25 protein-coding genes are annotated in these 26,665 nt (G+C 39.8%); 15 read left to right on the top strand and 10 right to left on the bottom strand.

What is annotated here, in order from left to right; genetic code table 11:
* Positions 1-331 precede the first annotated feature (331 nt).
* Entirely contained in the window at positions 332-1,396 is a 1,065-nt protein-coding gene (locus LB450_RS13535) for a methyltransferase (protein WP_322962794.1), read from the bottom strand.
* Positions 1,397-1,692: 296 nt separating this feature from the next.
* Here LB450_RS13535 and LB450_RS13530 point away from each other — a divergent pair, with 296 nt between their 5' ends.
* From LB450_RS13530 to LB450_RS13515, 4 genes are all read left to right on the top strand, one after another.
* Complete coding sequence (locus LB450_RS13530; protein ID WP_224489785.1) at positions 1,693-1,893, top strand: hypothetical protein; 201 nt, start codon at positions 1,693-1,695, stop codon at positions 1,891-1,893.
* Positions 1,894-2,004: 111 nt separating this feature from the next.
* Positions 2,005-2,535 carry a hypothetical protein gene (locus LB450_RS13525; RefSeq protein WP_224489783.1) on the top strand — a complete coding sequence of 177 codons (531 nt, stop codon included), beginning with the start codon at positions 2,005-2,007 and terminating at the stop codon, positions 2,533-2,535.
* A gap of 234 nt (positions 2,536-2,769) precedes the next feature.
* A complete protein-coding gene (locus tag LB450_RS13520) occupies positions 2,770-3,615 on the top strand; it encodes a hypothetical protein (RefSeq protein ID WP_224489782.1) in 846 nt (281 codons plus the stop codon).
* Between the two features lie 509 nt (positions 3,616-4,124).
* The gene (locus LB450_RS13515) at positions 4,125-4,826 is read left to right on the top strand and encodes a gasdermin (RefSeq protein ID WP_224489781.1); all 702 of its coding nucleotides are present in this window, start codon (positions 4,125-4,127) and stop codon (positions 4,824-4,826) included.
* A gap of 299 nt (positions 4,827-5,125) precedes the next feature.
* Here the strand turns inward: LB450_RS13515 and LB450_RS13510 are convergent, their stop codons facing one another.
* The gene (locus LB450_RS13510) at positions 5,126-5,824 is read right to left on the bottom strand and encodes an arylesterase (protein WP_224489780.1); all 699 of its coding nucleotides are present in this window, start codon (positions 5,822-5,824) and stop codon (positions 5,126-5,128) included.
* A gap of 72 nt (positions 5,825-5,896) precedes the next feature.
* On the opposite strand from LB450_RS13510, the gene LB450_RS13505 reads away from it, so the two are divergent.
* The 6 genes from LB450_RS13505 (at position 5,897) to LB450_RS13480 (ending at position 13,541) form a co-directional block, all read left to right on the top strand.
* Positions 5,897-6,583 carry an ABC transporter ATP-binding protein gene (locus LB450_RS13505; RefSeq protein ID WP_224489779.1) on the top strand — a complete coding sequence of 229 codons (687 nt, stop codon included), beginning with the start codon at positions 5,897-5,899 and terminating at the stop codon, positions 6,581-6,583.
* Positions 6,583-9,132 (top strand): ABC transporter permease, encoded by a 2,550-nt coding sequence (locus tag LB450_RS13500; RefSeq protein ID WP_224489778.1) that lies wholly within the window; start codon positions 6,583-6,585, stop codon positions 9,130-9,132. The genes LB450_RS13505 and LB450_RS13500 overlap by 1 nt, the downstream gene beginning before the upstream one ends.
* A gap of 150 nt (positions 9,133-9,282) precedes the next feature.
* The gene (locus LB450_RS13495; RefSeq protein ID WP_224489777.1) at positions 9,283-10,167 is read left to right on the top strand and encodes a mechanosensitive ion channel family protein; all 885 of its coding nucleotides are present in this window, start codon (positions 9,283-9,285) and stop codon (positions 10,165-10,167) included.
* Positions 10,168-10,323: 156 nt separating this feature from the next.
* Positions 10,324-11,265 carry a class I SAM-dependent methyltransferase gene (locus tag LB450_RS13490; RefSeq protein ID WP_224489775.1) on the top strand — a complete coding sequence of 314 codons (942 nt, stop codon included), beginning with the start codon at positions 10,324-10,326 and terminating at the stop codon, positions 11,263-11,265.
* A 181-nt stretch (positions 11,266-11,446) separates the two neighbouring features.
* The gene (locus LB450_RS13485) at positions 11,447-11,677 is read left to right on the top strand and encodes a PLDc N-terminal domain-containing protein (protein WP_224489774.1); all 231 of its coding nucleotides are present in this window, start codon (positions 11,447-11,449) and stop codon (positions 11,675-11,677) included.
* Between the two features lie 34 nt (positions 11,678-11,711).
* Positions 11,712-13,541, top strand: a complete 1,830-nt coding sequence (locus tag LB450_RS13480; protein ID WP_224489772.1) for a DUF885 domain-containing protein — start codon at positions 11,712-11,714, stop codon at positions 13,539-13,541.
* A gap of 528 nt (positions 13,542-14,069) precedes the next feature.
* Here LB450_RS13480 and LB450_RS13475 read toward each other — a convergent pair.
* The 3 genes from LB450_RS13475 to trpS form a co-directional block, all read right to left on the bottom strand.
* Positions 14,070-14,636: an REP-associated tyrosine transposase gene (locus LB450_RS13475; RefSeq protein WP_224489771.1), complete on the bottom strand. Its 567-nt coding sequence runs from the start codon at positions 14,634-14,636 to the stop codon at positions 14,070-14,072.
* A 167-nt stretch (positions 14,637-14,803) separates the two neighbouring features.
* Positions 14,804-15,661, bottom strand: a complete 858-nt coding sequence (locus tag LB450_RS13470) for an aldo/keto reductase (RefSeq protein WP_224489770.1) — start codon at positions 15,659-15,661, stop codon at positions 14,804-14,806.
* Position 15,662: 1 nt separating this feature from the next.
* On the bottom strand, positions 15,663-16,631 hold the full coding sequence (trpS, locus tag LB450_RS13465) for a tryptophan--tRNA ligase (RefSeq protein WP_224489788.1): 969 nt from the start codon (positions 16,629-16,631) through the stop codon (positions 15,663-15,665).
* 81 nt (positions 16,632-16,712) lie between these two features.
* Here trpS and LB450_RS13460 point away from each other — a divergent pair, with 81 nt between their 5' ends.
* Both LB450_RS13460 and LB450_RS13455 read left to right on the top strand, forming a co-directional pair.
* The gene (locus LB450_RS13460) at positions 16,713-17,450 is read left to right on the top strand and encodes a lysophospholipid acyltransferase family protein (protein ID WP_224489768.1); all 738 of its coding nucleotides are present in this window, start codon (positions 16,713-16,715) and stop codon (positions 17,448-17,450) included.
* A gap of 268 nt (positions 17,451-17,718) precedes the next feature.
* The gene (locus LB450_RS13455; protein WP_224489767.1) at positions 17,719-18,477 is read left to right on the top strand and encodes a YebC/PmpR family DNA-binding transcriptional regulator; all 759 of its coding nucleotides are present in this window, start codon (positions 17,719-17,721) and stop codon (positions 18,475-18,477) included.
* A gap of 161 nt (positions 18,478-18,638) precedes the next feature.
* Here LB450_RS13455 and LB450_RS13450 read toward each other — a convergent pair whose 3' ends face one another.
* Positions 18,639-18,788: a hypothetical protein gene (locus LB450_RS13450; protein WP_224489765.1), complete on the bottom strand. Its 150-nt coding sequence runs from the start codon at positions 18,786-18,788 to the stop codon at positions 18,639-18,641.
* Positions 18,789-19,392: 604 nt separating this feature from the next.
* Between LB450_RS13450 and LB450_RS13445 the strand changes: the two genes are divergently transcribed.
* Positions 19,393-20,094, top strand: a complete 702-nt coding sequence (locus LB450_RS13445) for a hypothetical protein (protein WP_224489763.1) — start codon at positions 19,393-19,395, stop codon at positions 20,092-20,094.
* Here the strand turns inward: LB450_RS13445 and LB450_RS13440 are convergent.
* From LB450_RS13440 to LB450_RS13425, 4 genes are all read right to left on the bottom strand, one after another.
* Positions 20,091-20,570: a DUF4199 domain-containing protein gene (locus tag LB450_RS13440; protein WP_224489762.1), complete on the bottom strand. Its 480-nt coding sequence runs from the start codon at positions 20,568-20,570 to the stop codon at positions 20,091-20,093. The genes LB450_RS13445 and LB450_RS13440 overlap by 4 nt on opposite strands.
* A 15-nt stretch (positions 20,571-20,585) precedes the next feature.
* The gene (secA, locus tag LB450_RS13435; protein ID WP_224489761.1) at positions 20,586-23,945 is read right to left on the bottom strand and encodes a preprotein translocase subunit SecA; all 3,360 of its coding nucleotides are present in this window, start codon (positions 23,943-23,945) and stop codon (positions 20,586-20,588) included.
* Between the two features lie 92 nt (positions 23,946-24,037).
* Positions 24,038-24,259, bottom strand: a complete 222-nt coding sequence (locus tag LB450_RS13430; RefSeq protein WP_003441576.1) for a DUF2795 domain-containing protein — start codon at positions 24,257-24,259, stop codon at positions 24,038-24,040.
* Positions 24,260-24,993: 734 nt separating this feature from the next.
* Entirely contained in the window at positions 24,994-25,554 is a 561-nt protein-coding gene (locus tag LB450_RS13425) for a cob(I)yrinic acid a,c-diamide adenosyltransferase (protein WP_224489760.1), read from the bottom strand.
* Between the two features lie 54 nt (positions 25,555-25,608).
* Here LB450_RS13425 and LB450_RS13420 point away from each other — a divergent pair, with 54 nt between their 5' ends.
* Both LB450_RS13420 and LB450_RS13415 read left to right on the top strand, forming a co-directional pair.
* A complete protein-coding gene (locus LB450_RS13420) occupies positions 25,609-25,803 on the top strand; it encodes a hypothetical protein (protein ID WP_224489759.1) in 195 nt (64 codons plus the stop codon).
* A 33-nt stretch (positions 25,804-25,836) separates the two neighbouring features.
* Positions 25,837-26,202 (top strand): four helix bundle protein, encoded by a 366-nt coding sequence (locus LB450_RS13415; RefSeq protein ID WP_224489757.1) that lies wholly within the window; start codon positions 25,837-25,839, stop codon positions 26,200-26,202.
* Positions 26,203-26,665 lie beyond the last annotated feature (463 nt).

Genomic DNA, 26,665 nt, shown 5'->3' with positions numbered 1-26,665 from the left:
TTAATCTGCGATAAAAATTCTCTTCGGGGATGCGTTCACTCAATAAGAATCGAGTGAACAATTTCTCTTGATAAGTCTTTTTTCCTTGCATTACTAAAGATAATCAATTCCAAACTTTTCAATGCCAGTCAATTCTATATATTTGCAAGAAATTGAGTTGTGCAACAGGCACACCTGCTGTGGTTCATTGCGTCTGAATTTCCCCTAGAAAATTTCTGCGTATTTGCTAACTTTGGTTTATGGCGGAATAGTTCTGCCTAGCCATTCTGCCACAAACTCATATGCAGGCCCGTTGCCCACAATTAAAGAACAACTTCAGTATCATAGCAATTTAACTATTGGTGAGTACCCAAAGTTCAACTTCTTCCAGAGAACGCAAATTCTGCCCCCTTTTTGTTTTAGTAGAAGCTGTTTTTACAGATTTTTTTAAGCATCTTTCCAATTGGAACCTGTTACCTGAAGCTAACTCTTTTTTTATTGGATGCTCCGTTGTTAAATTTGCTATTTGAGCTAAATTAGAGAAAATAACTATCAATTTCCCGTTGGGTAAGAGTCGCTTTTTTGCTGCAATAAAAAAATCAGAAAATAATGTCTTATCATAATAAATAGCATCATCAATACTTCCTAAATCATGACTTTTTGGTAACCAGGGCGGATTAAACACAATCAATTCTGTCTGTTTTTCCCACTTACCAAAAAGGTTTCCCAAATCCAACTCCATCTTTCGAGAAAGCTTAGTGGTTCCCATGAACTCTTTCAATCCGATAATTGCATTAGGATTAATATCGGTTGCATAAACTTTTTGAAAGCCGTGTTGTAGCATTTGTAAGGCTAAAACTCCAGATCCTACGCCAACTTCAATAACTGTTTTTTTGGGACCTTTATAGCGTTTCAACCAATTGTCAAAGAGAATTAAATGATCAAAACGGGTTGGAAAGTAGACTCCATAATATGGATGTAACTTGTTTCGTAACACAGGTAAAGAAACTCCATTTTTATACCATTGCCAGGCACTATTCAATCCTTGTATTTGAGGAAAGGTCAAATAGAAATGATTATTTTCCGGATAAAACTTTTTTAACCAGCCGATACTGGGTGATTTCTTTGCGCATAGTTTTTGATCGGTAATTTCTACCAAAATCAGATTTGAAAGCTTAAAGTATTCTGAGCGATAATCTTGCTGATCCTTAAAAGACTTATTAGGTAGTTTTCGCTTTAGGTAGTTATGTAAATCCTGTAGTAAAGCTATTCCATCATTATAAAACTCATTAATCAGTATAAATTCACCTTGTACTAGGCATTCAATTGTGTTCTCAACATTAGTTCCTTGTTTAAATGTTTTTTTGGCTTTATTAATCAAAATAGGCTCTGGCTCATTTTCTTCTATACTGGTCATCATAGGTTAGTTTTCATTTTTATAAGGTAGACAATCCTTTCTGCCAATTCCGTTATTTGATAGATAATAATTCAAATAAGGTTGGCTAAGAACGTGTATAGCGCATTGCGACTGAATTCCTGAGCGGAATTCAAGGCTAATTTGCTATTCCTGCCATTGCCAGGCAGTTTCTTGCCTACTTCCGCCCCGGCGGAAAAGTGCTATACCATGCAACTATTTACACCTCAACCCTTGTGCTTCATAATCTGACAATCCCAATAAATTAAAAATCATATCTTTAGCGAAACGAAAGGCTTGTGATAAAATTCTTTAGAAACCTGTCTGCCGACAAGGCAGGAATTCGGCAAAAAACACTGGCTGAAAACCTGCCAGCCGGCCGAGCAGGTAAATTCGGCAAATACCTGCTGTATGCCACTGGAGAAATCATCCTTGTGGTTATCGGAATCTTAATTGCGCTTTCCATCAATACCTGGAATCAGAACCTACAGAATGCCTAACAGGAACAACAAATCCTGACTCAGCTTCTAGAAGAATATAAAAACAATCTAGACCAGCTCAACTCTAAGCTATTTATCCGGGACGAAATCATAACCTCTTCCATTAAATTAGTGGATTACAGCAATCTGGACACTGGCCTGATCAGTAGCGACAGCCTCAATCGCTATCTGTCCAGAACCACCACACGCCCAACATTTCACCCGGCATTAGGTGTCAGTAATGACCTCACAAATTCCGGAAGATTATATCTGCTTACCAATCCAGAGCTAAGAAAAAAAATAGCTGCCTTCTCCAATTCTCTGAGTGAATTACGGGAAGAGAAAACCATCATAGTGAATTGGGTTGAAGAGCGTTTTTATCCCTTTTTAATAAAACACTATCAAATTGGTCGATTGAACGTTGAGTTTCTGGATGATGAAAAATTCAGAGAAAAGGTGACTCAAATCAAGTTTAAGAAACAGAAATCTCTAAAGGAATTATTCGAGCAAAGTGACCCGACCGACGTGTTAAACCATCCTGACTTTGAGGATTTTTTGAGTTTATTGATTGTCAACACGACTTACACGAACGACCAGTCTCTTGGTGTGAAACTTAAAATTGAAAATATAATCGCCCTAATTGAAGAAGAAATCGAAAAATAACGGAATAAAGTTATGGGCCAGCATTACGTAGGGTAATAGTTAAGGTTTAGTCGGAACAAAAATTATTGTATTTTTAATCAATATGTCTTAACTAAAAAGCCTGCTCGCAGGAGATCACCACAAGCTATATTCGAAAAAAATAATGATAATTTTTGCAAAAGAAAAAAGTAAGAATGACTATCAAAAATAAGCTTCAAAATGTAATCCTGAAAACGAATTAATAATTGAAAAGAAATGAGATATAAAGCCTTCCTATGTATTGCCATACTGCCTGTTTTCCTGGCATTCAACAGCAATACCCCGGCAGAGCGTTTTCTGCAAGCGGGACGTTTCGCCATAGAAAAAGACCTGTTATTGGTACAATTTGACTGTAAAACGGATGTAGATGACCTTCAAACCGTTGCCGCTTTTAAGACTTTGATGTCCAATCCAGCCTATTCAAAACTAAATTATCATGCAGTCGCCGGCACTTATGGCATGCAGGAGGGCTTATATGTGCCACCCAATGCGCTGTTTCAGCTCGCCTTTGGAGAGAACTGGACAGACGCTCATACTAACTGGAAAGGGGCTGTTGAAACTGTAAAATCCCTGGCCATAAAAACCCTCATGCAGGGCGGGGACGTCTGGATTGCCGATGCGGGACAGTCTGATTTTTCCGCTGAGCTTGTAGATGCTTTACAAAAAGATCTGCCTGAAATAGAAACCTCGAAAAGAATACATGTGGTACAACATGCCGAATGGAATGAAGAGGTAACCACTCCTGAAAAGCTGGATTTCGTGAAACGAACTACGGACTATGTAAAAATACCGGATGGTAATGGGGTCGGAAACGGCACTCCCGGATTTCGTGACCCGGACTTCACTCACTGGGAGGACTACATTACCGATCCGGCTTTGACTGAAATATGGCAGCTCGCCGTGGATTTAGCCAATAAATACAACGGTAAAGAAGGACGCTATACCAATGAGGCTATTTTAGCCGGAGGCCTGGATTTTTCAGATCTTGCTGAAGTCTGCTGGATTCTCGGACTTGAAGACCTACGGGATACCGAACATTTTTTTAAAGACTATGCTAACTAAACACGTGATTACTATTAACCCTAATACCTCAGACTGCATTCCTTGCTGAAGTTCATTCGGAGTCTTTCATTCAAGAGCATTGTATTTTAGTCAGTTTGGGTTGAAAAGTAAAAAACTGAACAGAAATTCGCTCCCCCCTCTACCCTGCCGCTACATCAAATCTCTCCCGAAGTTTCAGGACTAAATCAAGGCTAAGACTTTCGCCTGAATTCAGGCCCGGTCTTAAACAGGCTATTTCATAAGGTATTCAATAGCTTATGTCTCTTTTTGTTATATTATTATTCGTTTTAGTGTTAAATATTTCAACTAATTGAAATTTGTCGTATTTTTAAGAGTTTGAAAGACAAGCGGTCTTGACTGGTTAGCGGGATGGATTTTGTTTTGGAAAGTAGTTTTGGAATTCAAGCGTATTAACCTGGGGACGAGCAGGTATGGTCCCGTGATGAATGGATGAGTTTCTGATTTAAAAAAAGATAAGTCATGATATGAACTTTTAAATCCTCACCAAAATGAATCTTACAAAAACACTTAGGAATCAAGGCTACGATCTTATCGAAGGGCCTGTAAGAAATCACAAGCTCTTACAACTATGGTTAAAAAAACCATTTAATGACGTACAACTCTATTATTCTCATATCAACCATGCCTTCACCAGTGATGCTGAAATGAATGAAATAGAAAATACAGCATTAAATATCACCTCATCAACTAAAGATGAATACAATTTCAACATTGGTGTTTCATTGCTGGAAGAAATTTTAAATTCAATTGGGCTTGGCTCTTTTGAAATTTCAGCAAAAATATCATCAGGAAAAAAAGTGAGCATCAGTTATGATAACTCTATCACCAAGGAGGTGCCCATAGGAGAAATACAGGACTATTTGGCTACTTCAGATTTTAAACATCCAAACAGAACCCTCCTTCAAAACGCCAACAAAAGGAATATCCTGGTAATTTCCGGCACCTTATTAGCAAAAAATCTGGTCGTTGAAATTGAAACTGATTTTTCTTTAGAGGCTGATTTAGTGACAAGCCTAAATGAATCAGCAGACGGTAAATTGGATTTTTCAATGAACGGTGAAAGCAAATTGAAAATGGTTTCTATTGGAACTAATTACTTTCCTGTCGCGGTAAAAGCAGATCGAATTGACTTCGATATGGGACATTTTAATAATACAAATTTGGTAACGGATAACAGACGGTTTTTCTAGTAAGACAAACAGCAGTATCCGTCTAAAAAAAGGCAATGCTGATTTCCAAAAGTTTCGCTTTTCGTGGACATCTTCGTTATGGCGTATTGTCAAGTAGCATATGCCCTTATTTTTTCACCTCAACATTTCAAATTTTCGAAAAACATTTACAGGTAAAATGATTGTCTTGTATTTCTTCAAAAATGACCTGGATTCTATTCTAAAAAAAGTTTTTACTGATTTTTATTCAACGTACTAAATTATAAAGTGTCAAAATTTAAACTTCTCCATTAGAAAACGGCATTTAATCCTATCTTCATTTATTGTCCTTCCTTTTCCACTTGTTTTTTCAAGACACTCCAAACATTTTCGGCCACAATTTTATAGCCTTCGGCCGTAGGGTGTATGCCATCCTGCTGGTTTAATTCAGGATCCCCGGCAACCCCCTCCAGGAGAAATGGAATAAGAGCCACATCGTTTTTCTCGGCAAGGTCTGGGAAAATGTTTCTAAAATCGGTAGTGTAGTCTTCTCCCATATTCGGTGGGATCTGCATGCCGGCCAGGATGATTTTGGTCTCTGGGTTTTTCGCCCTTACCGTGTCGATAATATCCTGAAGGTTTTCCCGGGTTTCCGCGATGGGGATTCCGCGTAAACCATCGTTAGCTCCCAGTTCCAAAACAAATACATCTACCTCCTGATTTAAAACCCAGTCGATTCTGTTTTTTCCGCTAGCTGTAGTTTCACCACTCAGTCCTGCATTCACCACCTCATAATTATAGCCTAAGGAGTCAAGCCTGTTTTGAATACGTGCCGGAAAAGCTTCCGAAAGCTCCAGACCCATTCCAGCCGTTAAGCTGTTTCCGAAGAAAAGGATCACGTTTTTTTCTTCACCCTCAGCTTGAGATTGCGTATCAGGGGTTTCTACTGAAGTTTGCTCTGCTTTTTTATCGGTAGTCTTTCCACAGGAAAGCAACAGGAATACTAAAAAAATCGAAAAACAACGCCTTAAGGTTCTCATAACACATGGGTTTATAATCAAATGGTTTCTTTATTTTGCCTTCATTCTATAAAGACATTAATCAGATTTAAGATGGCAAAGATATTAAACGTTCGCAACCTTGAGAAAAGCTATTCCAGCGGATCCAAAAGACTTAAAGTTTTACAAGATATCAATTTTGAAGTTGAGGAACAAAAGACCTTTGCCATCGTAGGGCCTTCAGGAAGCGGAAAAACGACTTTACTCGGACTTTGCGCCGGTTTAGACAGTCCGGATACGGGATCTATCAATTTGTGTGGAAGTGAATTGAGTGAACTCGGTGAAGATGAAAGAGCCTTACTAAGAAACAAACATATCGGTTTTGTTTTTCAGGATTTCCAGCTCTTACCGACGCTTACAGCCTTAGAAAATGTGGCTGTGCCTCTGGAACTTCAGGGCGATAAAAATGCTTCCAAAATCAGCAAAGACCTGCTGGAAAAAGTGGGACTAGGAGACCGAATTCATCATTATCCTTCTCAACTTTCAGGAGGTGAACAGCAGCGTGTAGCGGTTGCCCGTGCATTTTCGAACCGTCCCTCCATTCTGTTTGCCGATGAGCCTACCGGGAATCTGGATGCAGAAACCGGTGAAAAAGTAGAAGCCCTGCTTTTCGAGCTTAATAAAGAAGCAGGCACTACGCTTGTCATTGTTACCCATGATATAGAACTGGCCAATAAAACACAGCACATCCTCAGATTGAAAGGAGGCAGAATCGTTGAAAACCAAGAAAAGCCAGTCTAATGAATAAGCATAACACCTCCAAACCGGGCTTCAGCTGGCTCTTTAAAATGGCATGGCGTGACGGAAAAGCCAGCGGCAGGAAACTGACTCTTTTCATGGCTTCTATCGTGCTGGGAATCGCGGCCGTGGTTTCCATTCAATCCTTCGGGGAGAATCTAAAGGATACTGTCGCTTTACAATCCAAAGCGCTGATGGGCGCCGATTTTAAAATAGACAGTGACGACCCGCCCAATGAGCGTGTGCTCCAGATTATGGATTCGCTTGGCGGCCCTAAAGCCAAAGAAATCAAATTCGCCTCCATGGCGGCTTTTCCACAACATGAAGCCACCAAACTGATGCAGGTCAGAGGTATTGAAGGGGGTTTCCCGTTTTATGGGGAACTCGAAACTCAGCCGGTTTCCGCCGCATCTTCTTATCAGAAAGACGGAGCAGCCCTGGTCGATGCTACCGTCATGCTTCAACTGGGCATACAGCCAGGCGACAGTATAAAAATCGGCAAAGTGACTTTACCCATTGCCGGTGCACTGAACGCTGTCCCGGGAAGTACCGCTATTTTCAGCTCAGTAGCTCCTCCCGTGCTTATACCCTATCGATTTATTGAAGCGTCTGGCCTTGTGCAAACCGGAAGCCGAATAGACTACGAATTTTATTTTACGGCAGCACCTACAGCAGACATGGAACAGCTTGATGAAAAGCTGGATCCCATGCTGGATGCAGAAGAAGCCGATTTGGACACCCACACCTCTACCAGCGACCGACTGGGCAGACGTTATAAGAATTTTGGTAAGTTTCTCAATCTTGTGGCCTTCATTGCTCTACTACTTGGCTGTGTGGGTATTGCCAGTGCTATTCATATTTACATCAAGGAGAAGTTACGCGCCGTTGCAGTTTTGAAGTGCCTTGGGGCGAGTAAGAAACAGACGTTTTTAATATACCTCATTCAGGTAGCGATGATGGGACTGATAGGCGGTCTCATAGGTACCGGTGTCGGATTGCTGCTTCAGCAGGTGTTCCCGCTTCTACTGGAAGGCTTACTGCCCGTTGATGTGCAAATCACGTTCTCTTTACAGGTCATTGTCATGGGAATTCTACTGGGAATTTTGATGTCGGTCTTGTTTGCTCTATATCCCTTAATCGGGACGCTTTATATTTCTCCATTACAAGCCCTGAGGGTGGTTAAGGACGAGTCCAAAAAATCCAGAAAGGCGATTATTTTAGTATCGGCCGGTATCTTTTTATTTATCTTTTTATTCTCGCTCTGGCTCCTGGAAGACTGGGTATATTCCTTAGCTTTCGTCGGAGGAATTTTACTGACCTTTGCTATTCTTGCCGGGGTAGCTTATCTGTTTATGCAGGCTATCCGTAAATATTTTCCACAGCAGTGGGGGTTTGTTGCCAGGCAAAGTCTGCTGAACCTTTTCAGGCCGCAAAACCAGACCCTTACTTTGGTTTTAGCTATTGGAGTAGGAACTTTTTTAATAAGTACGCTTTACTTCAGCAAAGATTTATTATTGGCACAGGCTTCGATAGAGTCCCAGTCCAGCAGTCCCAACATGATTCTACTGGATGTGCAAAGTGAGCAGCGCCAGTCCGTGGCTCAAAGCATAAAGGCAAACGACTTACCTGTTTTGAATGACATCCCCATTGTAACCATGCGGGTGCAAAGCCTGGCAGGAAAATCGGTCCAGGAAATAAGAAAAGACTCGACCTCCCGGGTAAACGGCTGGGTGCTGGACCATGAATTCCGGACGACCTATCGCGACTCCCTTATTGCCTCTGAAAACATCGAAAGCGGGTCATGGACTGGTGAAGGTGAAAACCTTAATCCGGTTCCCGTTTCCATCAGCAATAATTTTGCTGAAGACGCTAAAGTTAAGGTTGGAGATAAGCTGGTTTTTAATGTGCAGGGCGTATTGCTGGAGGCCGTGGTCGGTAGCGTAAGAACCGTGGACTGGTCGCGGATGCAACTGAATTTCTCTCTCGTATTTCCTAAAGGCGTTTTGGAAAAAGCCCCGCAGTTTCATGTCTTGACCACCAAACTCCCCGGCAAAGAAAAATCGGCTGAACTGCAGCAGGAGCTGGTGAAAAAATTCCCCAATGTGTCTATCATCGATTTACAGCAGGTCTTAAATGTCATCGAAATGCTCCTGGGCAGAATTTCATGGATCATCAATTTTATGGCCTTTTTCAGTATTCTTACTGGAATTATTGTGCTTTTAGGAGCCATAAGAACCAGCAAGTACCAGCGTATTCGAGAGAGTGTGCTGCTGCGAACGCTGGGTGCTAAAAGCAAACAGATTTTAAATATCACCGCTTTAGAGTATATTTATCTTGGCGTTCTCGGAGGTTTATCTGGCGTTATGTTATCGCTGATCAGCAGTCAGTTACTGGCCTGGCTGGTATTTGAATCCCCATTTACCCCCTCATTAATTCCATTCCTGATTATATTTCCTGGAATTGTTTTGTTAGTTTTAGTGATTGGATTGAGCAATAGCCTGAGTGTGATCCGAAAACCGCCGCTGGAGGTGTTAAGAAAAGAAGTCAGCTAGATTGAAGTCAGGTAATTGTGTATGGAATGAGCTAGTTTAGAAGCTGGAGTCTCAAATGAGAAAGGTGTTCATTTCAAAACTTGCAGGCTTGCAGCTATGTCAAATGAGTTAATACATCCGGTTAACAGAGAATTTTAAAAAATAAATCCTATGAGAAATCCTACAGAATTTTATAGGGATATTATTCAGTATTTTGAAACGAATTACATTCACCTTGGATTAACACTGCTGTTCCTGATTGCGGGATTCCTAATCGCGGGTTTCATCAAACACAGAGTCCGGCTGCGCCTGATAAAAAAATCTCCAAATCACGTCACCGCGACCTTTATATCGCAGATTATCAGCTTTGCGCTCAAGACCGCTGTACTGCTCATCACGCTTTATATGCTTGGCCTGGACGCCTTTACCAACAAAATACTGGCAGGCGCAGGACTGCTAACCTTTGTGATTGGTTTTGCCTTAAAGGATATCGGTGAAAACTTTTTAGCGGGTATTATCCTTGCCTTTAAAAGTCCGTTCAAATTAAATGATTTGATAGAAGTCGATAAGATTGTCGGTTTCGTAAAAGACATCAATATTCGTGAAACGCTTATCAAAACCCCGGACGGGAGAGATGTCTTTTTACCCAATTCCATTATACTTAAGAACCCTTTGTTCAATTATACGATTGACGGATTCCTGAGGTATGAATTCACTGTAGGTATTGCTTATGAAAACAGTCCGGGAAAAGCTTCGGAAATTATTGAAGAAACCCTCAGCAAGTTAGACTCCGTTTTGAAAGGCGATAAAAAGCCCAGCATAGCTATTGATGAATTCGCCACCAACACCGTGAACCTGAAAGTGCGTTTCTGGATTAACACCTTCGAATCCACAAAGCGATCTCACCATATCAATATCAGGTCTAATGTGATGGACAAGGTTATGGGGGCGTTACTGTCTGCAGGCTTTAGCCTTCCTGCTTCTATTGTAGAGTTGAAAAACTACGACCAATCAGATTCCCTTAACTTGAAGTTAGACGCTGAAAATAATGCGTAAATTATACAAGTTGTATTCAGATTTAAACTTGGACATTTGGTTTTTTAAAAGTTATCTTTTGTTTGAAGTCATCTATCTACCATTAAAAGAAGATATCACAAGCCGGTAAGTAGAATTTTAACATCTGTTCTAATTAGCTCAGGATGTAATTAATTTATGTTTGGGACCATGTTAAACTTAAGAACCTGTCCTGTTTGTAACTCAGGAAATACTAATTATTATACGTCCACCTCAGCACAAATGCACTCCAACAAGGAGGTCTTTGGATTTGACCAATGTAAAGATTGTGAGTTTGTGTTTATGAATCCAAGAGTTCCTACAGAACAACTCAAAAATTATTACACAAAATATTACCTACCCTACAGAGGTGCTGAAGCCTGGGGCAAGTTTGAAAAGTTGGTAGAGAACAGTTTTAAGAAGTTAGATTCCAGAAAATTAAAGCGTTTAAATAAAGTTCACAAGCTTACTCCTTCCTCTGTAATTCTTGATATTGGCTGCGGTCAGCCCAGTTTTTTAAAAATGTGTAAGGACCAGACTAATTGTCAAACTCACGGAATTGATTTCTCCAATGAAGGATGGCTACATCAAAGTTTGAAGTATGAGGGACTGAATTTACAAATAGGAGAAATTTGTGATTTATCTAAAGAGCTTAAGCCCGATGTGATCACGATGTGGCATTATCTGGAACACGATTATACTCCTTCATATAATCTGAACTATTTAAAATCAATTTCAAAACCTACAACAAAACTTATAATCGAAGTCCCTAATTTTGAATCTTCCAGCAGAAGGAAGTTTGGCAAAAACTGGGCAGGCTGGCACACACCTAGACATGCGTCTCTGTTTTCTCCAAAAAATTTAGAGTTAATGCTTAACCGAAATGGATGGAAAGTCGATCAGTCCTTTAACTACGGGACTATGGACCCGTATCTCATACACTGGATGAGCAAAATGGAAGAAAAAGGCATTGCATGGAATAAAAGTATGGAAGGTGAAATCCTGCCTTTTATATCAGGAATGCTCAGGTTTATTCCCAAAAAACTTCTGGAAAAAAAGTTATCTCTGGGCATTATGACAACTGTTGCGAGTCTGAGTTAGTAAAGATTTCATCAGTATTTTGATTATCAAAACTGATACTGGCTTAATTCGTCATTAACTAATAAGCTAAAACAAATTTATCCTTAGTGGTAAGAAATAGCCTGATTTAAACCCTCAACTCAAACTGGTGTTTGCATCTTAACAGATAATAAATTAACTTACCTTGAATTTAAAATGTTTTATGACTGTTCCTTACACTTTTTTCGGTCTCCTTTCGCCTTATCATAAACTAGGCATAGGAATTCTATATGCCGCACTAACTATCTATTCCATTTACCTGCTATTCAAAAATGAAAAACCCATGCATTATTTTATCTGGATGTTATTCATCATATTCATTCCTTTTGTAGGCAGTGCGCTGTACTTGTTTAAATATTTTATAGGAAGAAAATCAAAACAACACGTTTCATAATCAGCATCAACGCCTAAAAAAAAAAACAAATCTTATGACTAAAAATTCAAAACTTTCATCCCTTTTTCTGGTTTTCCTACTCATAGGAATCTCCTGTCAGGACGCTTCAGAAAAAGAAGACATCAACCAAAAATTAACCTCATGGTTAGATGAAAAACACGAAGAATCTCTTCAGACCAGTCCTCTAAGACTTACCGCGCTTGGCAGAAAAGACCACTATGGAGAGCTGGATGATATGAGCCTGGAAGCGCTGAAAGAAGAAGCTAAATGGATGCAGGAAAGTGTAGAAGAGCTTAAGACTGAATTTGATTACGACCAGCTCGACCTGCAAGGTCAATTGTCTTATGATTTGTGGATTTATCTAAACGAGGCAAAACAAAAAGAGGTGAAATACGCTCCCATGGAATATGTCTTTGACCAGATGACCTCTATCCATACCCGCTTACCCAACATGCTCATCAATTTTCATAAAGTTGATAGTTTGGAAGACATGCAAGCTTACATTAGCCGTGTCAAAAAAATAGACCGAGCTTCGGGTCAATTGCTGGATCGCGCAAAATCTCAGGCTGAAAGAAATATTCTTCCGCCGCGTTTTGCTCTGGAAATTGTTCAGAAACAAAGCAAATCCCTTATTACAGGTCAACCTTTTGAGGATAGTGAAGAGACTTCAGCGATTTATGGAGACATGAAGAAAAAAATCGGTGCTTTACTAGAAAGCGGATCGATTTCAGAAGAAGAGGCAGAGGAACTCGAGCAGGCTTCCAAAGACGCTTTATTAAAAGCATTTAAGCCTTCTTACGAAAAACTCATCGCCTGGACTGAAACTGAACTACCCAATACTGAAGAAACACCTACAGGGGCGAGTCGTCATGACAATGGAGCTGAGTATTACAACTATAGATTACAGGCGTCCACGACCACAGACCTCACTGCTGATGAAATCCACTCAATCGGTTTAAAAGAAGTGGAACGTATCCAGGAAGAAATGAAGCTGATCAAGGAAGAAGTTGGCTTTGACGGCGACTTACAGGATTTTTTCAAATTTGTAGATTCGGATGATCAATTTTATTTTTCCAATACAGATGAAGGCCGCCAGGCTTATCTCGATTTAGCCACCAAATACATCGATGAAATTACCGTAAAACTCCCAGACTATTTTGGAATTCTGCCTAAAGCAGACCTGGTAGTCAAACGTGTTGAACCCTTCCGTGAGCAGGATGGCGCACCTCAACATTATATGGCCGGAACTCCGGATGGCTCCAGACCTGGAACCTATTACGTCCACCTTTCGGACATGACGTCTATGGATAAAACTACTTTAGAAGGGGTTGCTTACCACGAAGGAAATCCGGGACATCACATGCAGATTTCTATTGCTCAGGAATTAGAGGACATCCCAAAATTCAGGACGCAGGGAGGCTACAATGCCTATGTAGAAGGCTGGGCTTTGTATTCTGAAAAACTGGCCAAAGAAATGGGTCAATATGAGAATCCGTATTATGATTTTGGAAGACTGGTCAATGAAATATGGAGAGCGATTCGCCTTGTTGTCGATACAGGGCTGCACTCCAAAGGCTGGAAAGAAGCAGATGCCATTCGGTATTTTAAAGAAAATTCATCCATTTCAGATAATGCCATCAAAGCGGAAGTAAGACGCTATATGGTCATCCCCGGACAAGCCACCGGTTACAAAATCGGCATGCTGAAAATCGTTGAGTTAAGAAATAAAGCAGAAGAAGAATTGGGAGAAAATTTCGATATCAGAGCTTTCCACGATCTTATTCTTGGCAATGGAGCGCTGCCTTTGAATTACCTGGAAAAGCAAGTCGATTCCTGGATAGAGAAAAACAAAAAATCAGTCTAATTCACATTTTTTAAATAGATTTTAAATCAGTAGAGAAAACTCCAAAGCTTAACTTTTGCCATTCTGCACCTAAGCTTTGGGACAGAATGATGGATTTGTGCGGGGATTACTTTGAACTATACGCTCTTAAGTTATAATTCCTGCTCATCTCTAGATTTATACTTGATAAATTTAGAATAAAAATGTCTAAATAAAATTATATGATAGTACTCTACCACACGATTAAATCGTGCGGTAACATGATAAGGTGGTGCTGGTGCTATGAGAACTAACGAAGTCTAAAATTACCAACTCCTAGGCTTACGCGCGATGCAATCGCGCGTAAAACTAATATTAACATCCTAGGTTCATTAAATAAAATAATTTCTACATACCTCACGATTGAATCGTGCGGTAACAGGGGTAGACTAAATTAGATTAGTATATGCTCTTACGTGATGCAATCGCGTGAGAACTAACTAAACACAAATTGATGTTGTAAGTTTTATTATCCACCCGATACAATCGGGCGGTAACCTACCTTAAACTTTACATCTCGAAATTTCGGAATACCATTATATCCGCAAGTAAACCTTTTTCTCCTGAGTAGTCAACGGCACTGCTGTATTTATAATCTTCTGGTCTATAAACCAGACCAGCTTTGACTGGGTTTTGATGGATATAGTTTATTTTTTGTGCGATTACTTTATTACTCCATAATTCAATAGGCTGGTTATCATGCCTCCAAAACTGGTACTTATTCACATTTGAAGATTGATTCGCAGCTTTTTGGAATTGTGCTAATAATAAATCTCTTCTGCTTTCCGTTGGGTCATTTGCTATAGATTTCACTATTGCCTTGCTGGTAAATCGTTTAAAGTCACCAAGTAGATTTGCGGGATGCAACCCGTTTATACTTCTAAACACCAAATGGAGATGATTGGTCATAATACACCAGGCTGCTAGCTCCATTCCCTTGTGTTTTTGGCAAAAGGATAAACTGTCCACCAGTATGTCTTTGTATTCATTCCTGATAAACACATCTAGCCATTCCACAACAGCAAAGCTTACAAAATATAAGCCTTCAGGATTGTGGAACTTGTAGTTTCTGCTCATCTCTAAATTTATACTTAATAAATTTAGAATAAAAATGTCTAAATAAAATTATATGATAGTACTCTACCACACGATTAAATCGTGCGGCAACATGATAAGGTGGTGCTGGTGCTATACCACACGATTAAATCGTGCGGTAACATCTATTGAATAAAATACTTATATCTTTAAGCCACTTCATATCCCCGAGACGCCTCATAAAGCTTAAACCAGTCCTGAAGCTCCAGATCCACCTGAGTTGCCTCTATCGATGATTTTGCACGCTCGATTGAGGTCGTGCCAATTACAGGCAAAATGTCAAAAGGCAGTTTCTTCAAAAAGGCAAGGGCCAGCTGTGCTTCAGTTAAGCTATATTTTGAACTTAATTCTGTCAAACATGTTTTTAACTGATGATCAGATTCAAGATTAAAAAGTTCACCTAAAGGATGCCAGGCCATAGGCTGAATTTGACGCTGACTTAAACCATATAAATGGTCATTTTCTAGGGCATCTAAATGCGTTAGTGAAATCTGAATTTGATTGTATAAGATTTCAACAGACGGACTTAAATAATCGATTTGTGCCAGAGTGAAATTAGACACGCCAAACGTCTTGATTAAACCTTCTCGTTTTAGAATATCTATAGCTTTTGCAATTTCATCTTTTTGCATTAATGGACTAGGTCGGTGCAGCAGAAAGACATCGAGGTAATCGCATTGTAAATTGGTGATGCTTTGCTGGGCCTGAGCAACGATGTAGCCGGCATCGTATTGGTAATGTTTGAGGTGGTTTCCTCGCTGCTGAGAGGGCAATTGCAGACCACATTTAGAAATGATCTGGATGTCGCTGCGATGGACAGGACTTGCGTTTAATGCTTTACCAAAATCAACTTCAGTGGTATAATCTCCATAGATATCGGCGTGATCAAAGGTGGTGATGCCGTTTTCTAAATTCGATTCTATGCGCTTTGCGATGTGTTGAGTCGTCAACTGTTTGCCCCATTTGCCGTAGGTCATGCAGCCCTGAATAATCTTCGATAGTTCCATCTTAGTAGCCTAATTTAATTCTTACTCTATTTAAGACCTCATCGGCAACGCCTTTTGCTTTTTGGGCTCCTATCCCCAGCAGCCTATCGATTTCAGGCTTATTGTTCATAAAATACTCAAATTGCTCTCGTTCTTCTTTGTAAGTATCGCGTATCAATTCAAACAAGGCTTGCTTAGCATAGCCATAACCGAATCCTCCGGCGAGGTATTTGGATTTCAAATCGGCAATCTCAGCTTCAGAGCCAATGAGTTTGTAGATTTGAAACACATTGCAGGTTTCAGGATTTTTGGGGTCTTCAAGCGGCGTGCTATCCGTTTCAATCTGCATAATTTGTTTGCGCAGTTTTTTATCGGTTTGGAACAAATTGATGGTATTACCTTTAGACTTGCTCATTTTCTCGCCATCGGTTCCCGTAACATATTTAGAGGCTTCTGAAAGTTTAGCTTCGGGCATGACAAAGGTTTCGCCGTATTGGGCATGAAAGCGCTCAGCGACATCTCTTGTCATTTCAATATGCTGTATCTGATCTTTTCCAACGGGAATAAATTCAGCATCGTAAAGTAAAATATCGGCGGCCATCAACATCGGGTAAGTAAACAAGCCTGCATTCACATCGCTTAATCTATCAGCTTTATCTTTGAAGGAATGCGCTAAAGTCAGGCGCTGATAAGGAAACATGCAGTTGAGATACCAGGTCAGTTCAGTAACCTGCGGGACATCGCTTTGTCTGTAAAAGGTGGTCTTTTCTACATCCAAGCCAAATGCCAGCCAGGTAGCTGCAGTTGCATAAGTGTTTTCTTTTAAAACATCTGCATCTTTGATTTGGGTTAGCGAATGCAAATTGGCGATAAAAAGAAACGATTCATTTTTAGGTGAATTCGCCAGTTCTATTGCCGGGATAATGGCTCCTAATAAATTTCCTAAATGCGGGACTCCTGTGCTTTGCACACCGGTTAAAATTCTAGACATAGAATAAGATAAATTACAAATGGCTTCAAAGATAAATGTTTTGTTCATCTCAACCCATTCTATTTATTAAATTTGCCGCCTATGAAATGGATTAAGAAGCTTTTTATAATTGTTTGGCGAATTTGGTTTTACATCCTCGTCATTAGTCCGCTTATTATCTTACTTCCGTTCCTTCTAATTACTACCTCCAAAGAAAAATGGTATGATGGAACTTTTTTTCTGGGGAAGATTTGGGCGACCATTGTTTTATATGGTATGGGATTTTTCCCTAAAGTCACTTATAAGACAAAATTAGAGTGGCGTAAAAGCTATATGCTCACCGCCAATCACACGAGTATGATTGATATCATGATGATGATTTACATCTCAAAAACCCCTTTTGTCTTTATAGGTAAGCGAGAACTGGCCAGGCTTCCTGTGTTTGGTTTGATTTATAGACGTTCCTGTATTTTGGTTGACAGAGGTAATGCTAAAAGCAGAAAAGACGCCTTTTTGCAGGCGCAACGCCGACTTAAAAACGGTGTCAGTATATGTATTTTCCCGGAAGGAGGCGTGCCAAACGATGTTTATAAAAAGCTTGACGAATTCAAAGATGGGGCTTTCAGGTTATCCATAGAACATCAAATTCCTATTGTTCCGATATCGTTTCCAGATAGCAAAAAACGCTTTAGATACGGCTTTGACTCTGGAAGCCCAGGGGTTCTTAGAGCTGTTATCCATCCGTTAATCCAGACTGAAGGTTTGGAATTGAATCTTAAAAATCGAAAACTTCTTAAACAACAAACTGCTGAAGCCATTGCTTCTGAGCTGTATTGGTAGAACCATTTTGCAAGGGTAGTTCGTGAGTTCTTGAGTTTGTGAGTAAAAAAACAGGATTTAGGTCGTAGGGATTAGGTTGTAGGAAAATTTGAAATCTAAAGCCTATTTTTCTCCTATGCAGTCAAACAAAAAGACAAAGGCATTCTTTCTTTTTCCTATAACTACAGCCATCAGGGTGACGAAACATCTTTTTACCATATAAAGCTCCTCAAAACTTGACACTATTGCTTTGATTAATTATATTGATTAAAATTTAAATTCATAATACATGGCCGGACACAGTAAATGGGCGAACATAAAACACAGAAAGGGAGCTCAGGATAAAAAACGAGCAAAGGAATTTACTAGAGCAATCAAAGAAATAACTGTTGCGGTAAAAGAAGGAAACAGCGCAGATCCAGAAACCAATCCGACCTTAAGAAATGCCATTTCCAATGCCAAAGGCGTGAATATGCCAAAGGACACCATCGAAAGGTCTATCAAAAAAGCCTCTGGTGCCGATGCCGATTCTTACGAATTGGTCACTTTTGAAGGGTATGGACCCCACGGTATTGCCATTTTCGTGGAATGCACGACAGATAACACCAACAGAACTGTGGCTTCCATCCGCTCTATTTTCAGCAAAAACGGAGGTAGCCTGGGAACTAACGGATCTTTGGAATTTCTTTTTGATCGAAAAGGAGTTTTTACTATTGACACCACTGACATTGAACTCAGCACAGAAGAACTGGAACTTGAATTGATCGACGGTGGCGCTTTAGATGTTGATAAAGACGATGAGCTCCTGACGGTATACACCGAATTTGTGGATTTTGGAAAAATGTCAACCAGGCTGGAAGAACTCAACATCGAACCAAAAAATGCAGAAATCCAAAGGATACCACTCAACACTATTGAACTTCCAGTTGATCAGGGACAACAAATTTTTAAGCTAATCGACAAGTTTGAAGAGGATGATGATGTTCAAAATGTGTATCACACGCTGGAAATCACAGAGGTACTTATTGACTCTTTTGAAGACGAGTGAGGTTTTTGATATTAAATATTTGTAACTAATCAGTATCAAAAAGATGTTCATCTACTAGATATAAATAATTTGTTATCAGCATGTTGCATATATTTTTCACGCCAAGACCGCTAAGCTTTTCGCAAAGGACGCGAATTTATATATTGTTGACTATTAATAATTTAAGTGGCTTTGCGTTTTTTCTTTGCAAACCCTGTCTGCCCAAGTGACACACAGGCAGGTTCGCGTGAAGTAAAGCTTTGATTTTCAATGTTTAAAATAGACTGATTAGCTACGAATATTTTAATTATATTGAATATTTTTTTTGACATAGTTCTATTTTTCTTAGGTCAAGACCTGTTGGGTTTTAAAAACCTAAAAGGCCTCTAAAAAGTTCAATACCCTGGAAATCACAGAGGGACTTATTGACTCTTTTGAAGACGAGTGAGGTTCTGGTATTAAAAATATTGAATATTTGTAACTAATCAGTATCAAAAAGATGTTCATCTACTAGATATAAATAATTTGTTATCAGCATGTTGCATATATTTTTCACGCCAAGACCGCTAAGCTTTTCGCAAAGGACACGAATTTATATATTGTTGACTATTAATAATTTAAGTGGCTTTGCGTTTTTTCTTTGCAAACCCTGTCAGCCCAAGTGACACTCAGGCAGGTTCGCGTGAAGTAAAGCTTTGATTTTCAATGTTTAAAATAGGCTGATTAGCTACGAATATTTCGATTATATTGAATATTTTTTCGACATAGTTCTATTTTTCTTAGGTCAAGACCTGTTGGGTTTTAAAAACCTAATAGGCCTCTAAACAGTTCAATACCCTGGAAATCAAAGTTAAACTTATTTCAACCTTAGAAGACGAATGAGGGTTTGGTATTAATTTTATTAAATCAATTTATATTAACCTAAAACGTTTTACAATGAAAAAGCTCTACACCACTTTCGTCTTAGTATTAATCTTCCAAATGGGGTTTAGTCAAAATGAAAACCAATCCCAAATTTTAGCCTCTGATGCTGAAGATGAGAAGACGAATTTCAGCTTAGGCTATTACTTTGGAGTTGGCATGTTGTATACAGATGCCTTGGATATCAATCCTTTTTTGAGTGAAAGCAATGTCCCCACTGTCAGGCGTTTTCCATTCGAGTTTTCCTTCGGGATGACTGGAGATTTTGGGAAGAATAGAATAGATCTGGATATTGGACTTTACAATCAAGGGCGCGAAAGCGGTGAGTTTGGTCATAACATAAATTCAGTACAAGTAACATTAAGGTATTTGAGGACTATTATTCAGTTTGAAAACAATAATCGAATTTTTGCAGGCGCAGGATTAAGTTATAGGCTTACTGAATTGGAGTTTTATGATAAAAGCGAAACCATTGATTTAGACGACCCTGAGAGTTTTGGAGATTTGGCTAAACTAAATAACCGTCAGTTTCCTATAGGCCCTAGTCTTGGGTATTCTTTTTTCTCGTCCAAAGGCAATGAGGAACATTTACGGATTCAGTTAAGCTACGAGTTCAATCTTTCCAATAATAGCTGGGAGTCCGATTATGCCAGAGTAAACAACAGCATAGATGAGACTGGGAACAGATTTCGATTACAGTTGATACTGCCTTTCTAAACCTTTTTATTTTTTAGAAACAACGCAATAATTGCAGAAAAGAAAACGCCTGTTCCCAGGTTATTGAAAATCGCCTGAGTTACCATTGAATTGAGGTTGTAAATTTGTCTCAGGCCTTCTCTTGGCATCCCCTGCTCTGCTTTTGCTTCTACAATATTTGCTAAAAAGTCTGGGGAGACAAACTCTAGCATGATGTAAATAGCAGCTGGAGAAAGTCCGGCGATGATGGCAGATAAAACTACCCCAGAAATAAAGGCTTTCTGCCAGGTGATTTCACCATTGTAATACCGTTCCCGCTTTTGACGAATCGCCACTACATAAATGAGAGCCTGAGGAATCATCAGCCAAAAGGAAAAAATGGCCTGACTACTCACCATGCCGTCGTGATACCCTAAAAATTTTTCAAAATACACCCAGGCGATACTTATAGCCGTAAATGCTGAAGCCCATTTTAACTCAATTTCAAATTTTTTCATGCGACTGATTTTGATTTATTGATTCATCAACACCCATTCTCCCTTGTCTATCATAGGGATTGCCTGCTTGTATTTCAATGTTTTTTCTTCACCTGAACCTACGTGCTTGATGGTCACTTTATCGTTTCTGCCAATTTTAGGCTGCTCTCTCACTACCGTTTCCACCACTTGCTGCTGCTGACTAGCCTGGGCTCCTGCTTTTCTGGACTGAGCTGCCCGTTCATCAAGATTCTGAATTTCATCTTTCTGTGTTTTAAGCTGCTCCTTTGGTCGGCGTTGTTTGGCTTCAGTAATTTGCTCTGAATCCCGTTGAGGCAACTCTCCCTTGAATAAGAAGGAAATCACATCTTTATTCACCTCTTCAATCATCACTTTGAACAATTCAAAAGCTTCAAATTTGTAAATCAAAAGCGGATCTTTTTGCTCGTGAACCGCCAGCTGAACGCTTTGTTTCAATTCATCCATCTTACGAAGGTGATTCTTCCAGGCCTCGTCGATGATGGCTAGAGAAATGTTCTTTTCGAAATCAGTCATCAGCTCTTTACCTTCACTTTCGTAGGCTTTCTCTAGGTTGGTCACCACCTGTAAGGTCTTCTGTCCGTCTGTAAACGGAACGGCAATACGCTCGAACTTCTCGCCTTGTCTTTCGTAAACCTGCTTGATGACTGGGAATGCTTCTTCAGCATTGTTGATCATCTTGTTTTTATAGTTTTCGTAAGCTTCTTTATACACTTTCCCAGCTGTTTTCTGAACGGGTTGTTTTTCAAATTCAGCTTTGGCCACCGGAGAATTCATAGAGAAGAACCGAATCAATTCAAATTCAAAGTTCTCAAAGTCATTGGCCGCTGCATTGGAAGACGTAATAATTTCAGCTGTATCAAAAATCATATTGGCAATATCGATTCTCAATCGTTCACCGTATAAGGCATTGTAACGGCGCTTATAAATCACCTCACGTTGCGCATTCATCACATCGTCATATTCAAGCAAACGCTTTCGAATTCCGAAGTTATTTTCCTCAACTTTCTTCTGCGCCCGCTCAATGGATTTGGAAATCATGGAATGCTGAATCACTTCACCTTCCTCAAGTCCCATTCTATCCATCAGTTTGGCAATCTTTTCACTACCAAATAAACGCATCAGGTTATCTTCCAGAGAGACATAAAATTGTGAGCTTCCCGGATCTCCCTGACGTCCGGCACGACCTCTCAACTGTCTATCGACCCGTCTGGAATCGTGACGTTCAGTACCTATAATGGCCAAACCACCAGCATCTTTCACTTCTTTGGACAATTTGATATCCGTTCCACGACCCGCCATGTTGGTGGCGATAGTCACGATGCCACCCTTGCCTGCTTCAGCCACAATATCCGCTTCGCGTTTATGCAGTTTAGCGTTCAAAACGTTGTGAGGAACCGAGCGTAATTTCAGCATCCTACTCAGTAATTCTGAAATTTCAACAGAAGTTGTACCAATCAAAATCGGTCTTCCCTGGGCAGAAAGTTGAGCCACCTCTTCGATGATGGCGTTGTATTTTTCTCTTTTGGTCTTGAAAACCTTGTCTTGCTTATCGTCTCTTGCAATGGGTTTGTTGGTTGGGATTTCCATCACATCCAACTTGTAAATTTCCCAAAATTCTCCAGCTTCGGTCATGGCTGTACCGGTCATACCCGCCAGCTTGTTGTACATTCTGAAATAATTCTGAAGTGTAACCGTTGCAAAAGTTTGAGTAGCATCTTCAATCTTTACACTTTCCTTAGCTTCAATCGCCTGATGAAGACCGTCAGAATAACGACGACCGTCCATGATCCGACCCGTTTGCTCATCGACAATTTTAACTTTATTGTCCATGACCACATATTCGGTGTCTTTTTCAAATAAGGTATAGGCTTTTAAAAGCTGTCTCAACGTATGTATACGCTCACTTTTGACGCTAAAGTCCCTGTATAATTCTTCTTTTCTTTCTGCTTCTTCCTCTTTAGGCAGGTTTTGCTTTTCAATTTGGGCAATCTCCATCCCAATTTCAGGCATCACAAAGAAATCTTTATTATCGTCACCAGAAAGGAAGTCAATTCCCTTATCGGTTAAATCAATCTGGTTGCTTTTTTCTTCAATGGTAAAATACAATTCAGCATCCACTTTATGCATTTCCCTATTGTTGTCCTGCATGTAGTGATTTTCCGTTTTTTGAAGAAGTTGCTTTACACCTTCTTCACTCAAAAACTTAATCAGTGCTTTATTCTTTGGCAAACCTCGGTAAACCCTCAACAATTGAAAGCCTCCTTCTTTGGTGTCGCCCGCTTTAATAAGCTTTTTGGCTTCCGCGAGGACTCCTGTCAGTTGCTTACGTTGAACTTCAACGATTTGAGCAATCTGAGGTTTTAGGTTTTCAAATTCGTGGACATCCCCTTTGGGCACAGGCCCGGAAATGATAAGCGGCGTTCTGGCATCATCGATTAGTACGGAATCCACCTCATCCACAATTGCATAATGGTGGGGGCGTTGCACCAGGTCTGCCGGGGAGTGACTCATGTTGTCACGCAGGTAATCAAACCCGAACTCGTTGTTGGTTCCGTAAGTAATATCAGCGTTATAGGCTTTACGTCTGGCTGCAGAGTTAGGCTTGTAGTAATCTACACAATCCACACTCAGGCCATGAAATTCAAAAATAGGTGCCATCCAGGCGCTATCCCGTTTGGCCAGGTAATCGTTTACGGTCACCAAATGCACCCCTTTTCCGCTAAGCGCGTTAAGGTACATCGGTAAGGTAGCCACAAGGGTTTTACCCTCACCCGTTTGCATCTCGGCAATTTTACCCTGATGCATAGCGATACCCCCAATAAGCTGGACATCATAATGAATCATATCCCAGGTTACAGGTTTCCCGGCGGCATCCCAGGAGTTTTTCCAAATGGCTTTTTCGCCTTCCAGAGATACGTAGTCCTTATCTGCAGAAAGTGTTCTGTCAAATTCGGAAGCAGATACTTCTAAGGTGGTATTGTGAAAAAAACGTTTTGCCGTTTCTTTTATCGTGGCAAAAGCTTCAGGCAGTATGTCGTTAAGAACCTCTTCTGTGGTTTGGTACACTTTTTCGTTAAGCTCATCAATTTCGGTATAGAAACTCTCCTTAACGTCTATATCCTGTTCAGCCTCAGCTTTGTCTTTCAGCTCATCAATCTGAGCCTGAAGATCGGCTGTGGCCTCTTTTATTTTGGCTTTAAAACGCGAGGTGTTTTCACGAAGTTCATCTATGCTTTGAGCTTCAAACTGACTTTCGAAGCTTTTGATTTGGTCTACAATCGGAGTGATGGCTTTAAGATCTTTCTTGGTCTTATCGCCTACAAATACTTTTAATACGGAATCTAAAACACCCATAAGTGGCTTTATTAATTTAGTGATTCAAAGGTAACGAAAAAAAAAAGTCTCTTTACGAGACTTTAAGTGTGATTTTAGTAAGTAAAAAGACGCTAATATTCGTCTTCATTCCATAAATAATCGTCGTCTGTAGGATAATCTGGCCAGATTTCCTCAATAGAGTCGTAAGTATCGCCTTCATCTTCTATAGATTGCAGGTTTTCAACAACTTCAAGCGGTGCACCCGTTCGTATCGCGTAATCTATCAATTCATCTTTGGTGGCTGGCCAAGGAGCATCACTTAAGTAGGAGGCAAGTTCTAAAGTCCAATACATTGCAAGGATATTTTAATTTTTGCAAATGTAATTTTTTTAGCATAACAGCCAACATTTTTGACGATTATTTAGCCTCAAATTTTCGCTAAGCCTCTGATTTAAAATTATTTCGAATTTTGACTGGTGAACTGGTGAACTGGTGAACTGGTGAACTGGTGAACTGGTGAAAATTTAAAATATCAGATGCTAAATGACAAATTCAAATTTTTTAATTTCAAATTTTTCAAGTATTACTGAATTTAGCGCAGGACACTTAAAGCTTGTAGCCGTTTGCCTAGAGGTGGAGATAGCTTTTAAAATTAATAATTTTTAATTCTATTACTCAAAAACTTATAACTCAAGGTTGGTGCGCGATTATATCGCGTCACCTTAAAATTAAGCTAATCCTCAACTTTAAAATAAACTAACTTTAAAAATTCATCTACTCAGCCTAAAAAATACCCAGCTCAAAATCTCTAGCAAGCGCGATACAATCGCGCCAGATCAAAGTTGGTGCGCGATTGCATCGCGTCACCCTAAAATTAAGCTAATCCTCAACTTTAAAATAAACTAACTTTAAAAATTCATCTACTCAGCCTAAAAAATACACAGCTCAAAATCTCTAGCAAGCGCGATACAATCGCGCCAGATCAAAGTTGGTGCGCGATTGTATCGCGTCACCCTAAGAATTAAGCTTATTCTTAGCTATTATAAAGTTCTCACAGACTACTAAACTCACAGACTAAAAGACTCTCCTAATTCGAAGTCTCAGGAATCCACTTCACCTCCTCTGCCTTTTTCTGTTTGGCGATGCATCTTGCCAACACAAACAAATAATCCGACAAGCGGTTTAAATACTGCAGGACTTTTTCATCAAAAGGTTCCAGATTAAAAAGCGCCGCACAGATGCGTTCTGCTCGTCTGCAAACTGTTCTTGCCACGTGGCAGTGCGAAACAGCAGTATGTCCGCCAGGGAGCACGAAATGCGTCATTTCTGGCAGGTCTTCGTTCATTCTGTCGATCTCCTTTTCGAGAAACTCCACATCGTCTTCCTTAAGCTTCGGAACTTTTGAAGCATTGGAGGCCTTACCAGGATCTGAAGCCAGAATAGCTCCCACCGTGAATAGTTTCTCCTGAATTTGAATCAGCCCCGCTTTCGACTCTGTATCCAGGTCCTGATCCCTTACCAAGCCCAAATTCGCATTCAGTTCGTCCACCGTTCCGTAACTGTCTATTCGTATGTTATGCTTAGCCACACGTTTTCCGCCAAATAATGAGGTCGTGCCTTTATCTCCTGTTTTTGTATATATTTTCATAAGCGTTTTATTTATGCCCAAATATAATTATAATGCTGAAGGAGTGGAAGTCGTATGCTTATAGATGTTTTTTTGTTAATTTATAACTGGTCAACTGGTCAACTGGTCAACTGGTCAACTGGTCAACTGGTCAACTGGTCAACTGGTCAACTGGTCAACTGGTCAACTGGTCAACTGGTCAACTGGTCAACTGGTCAACTGGTCAACTGGTCAAAAATTAAAATATCTGAAGTGAACTCGCAAGTTTAAAGCATGTTTTATTTCAATTTTAAACATAGAACAATGAAAACACACAAAGATTTAGAAGTTTGGAAAGAGTCAATTGATTTTGTTACAGAACTTTATAAAGTCACTAATGAGTTTCCAAAATCAGAACAATATGGGCTTACAAGTCAGATAAGGAGAGCTGCCATCTCCGTTCCTTCAAATATTTCAGAAGGCTTTGCACGAAAAGGGATCAAAGAAAAAATAAGGTTTTTGTATATAGCTTTAGGGAGTAATTCAGAGGTAGAAACACAACTTATCATTGCAAATAATCTAGACTTTGTAAATAATGAGGATTTTGAAAGTTTAGAAACAAACAATAAAAATTTAGGCAAGCGGCTTATCAATTTAATTCGTTTTTTTGAGAGGAAAAATAACAGCTAGTAAACCGGTTGACTGGTATATGAGTTCACGATAGCCAACTCAAAGTTGGTGCGCGATTGCATCGCGTCACCCTAAGAATTAAGCTTGTTCTTAGCTATTATCAATTTCTCACAAACTACTAAACTCACAGACTAAAAGACTCTCCTACTTCGAAGTCTCAGAAATCCACTTCAACTCCTCTGCCTTTTTCTGTTTGGCGATGCATCTTGCCAACACAAATAAATAATCCAAAGTTGGTGCGCGATTATATCGCGTCACCCTAAGAATTAAGTTTATTCATAGCTTTAAAGATTCGCGATTGATGAGAGAAATTTGAAAGTCTTTTTGCTTGCCAGTAAATCTCTGCTTGTCAACTTGCGCGATGCAATCGCGCTAAATCGGGGTATTTCAAAATTCAAATTTAGTATTTCAAATTTTCTTCTCTGCTTAAAAAAACACCCAGATCAAAGTTGGTGCGCGATTG

The sequence above is a fragment of the Psychroflexus curvus genome (assembly GCF_020164585.1).
Lineage (GTDB): Bacteria > Bacteroidota > Bacteroidia > Flavobacteriales > Flavobacteriaceae > Psychroflexus > Psychroflexus curvus.
The sequence above is the reverse complement of the archived record's forward strand: the minus strand, read 5'-3'. Positions and strand labels throughout refer to the sequence as shown.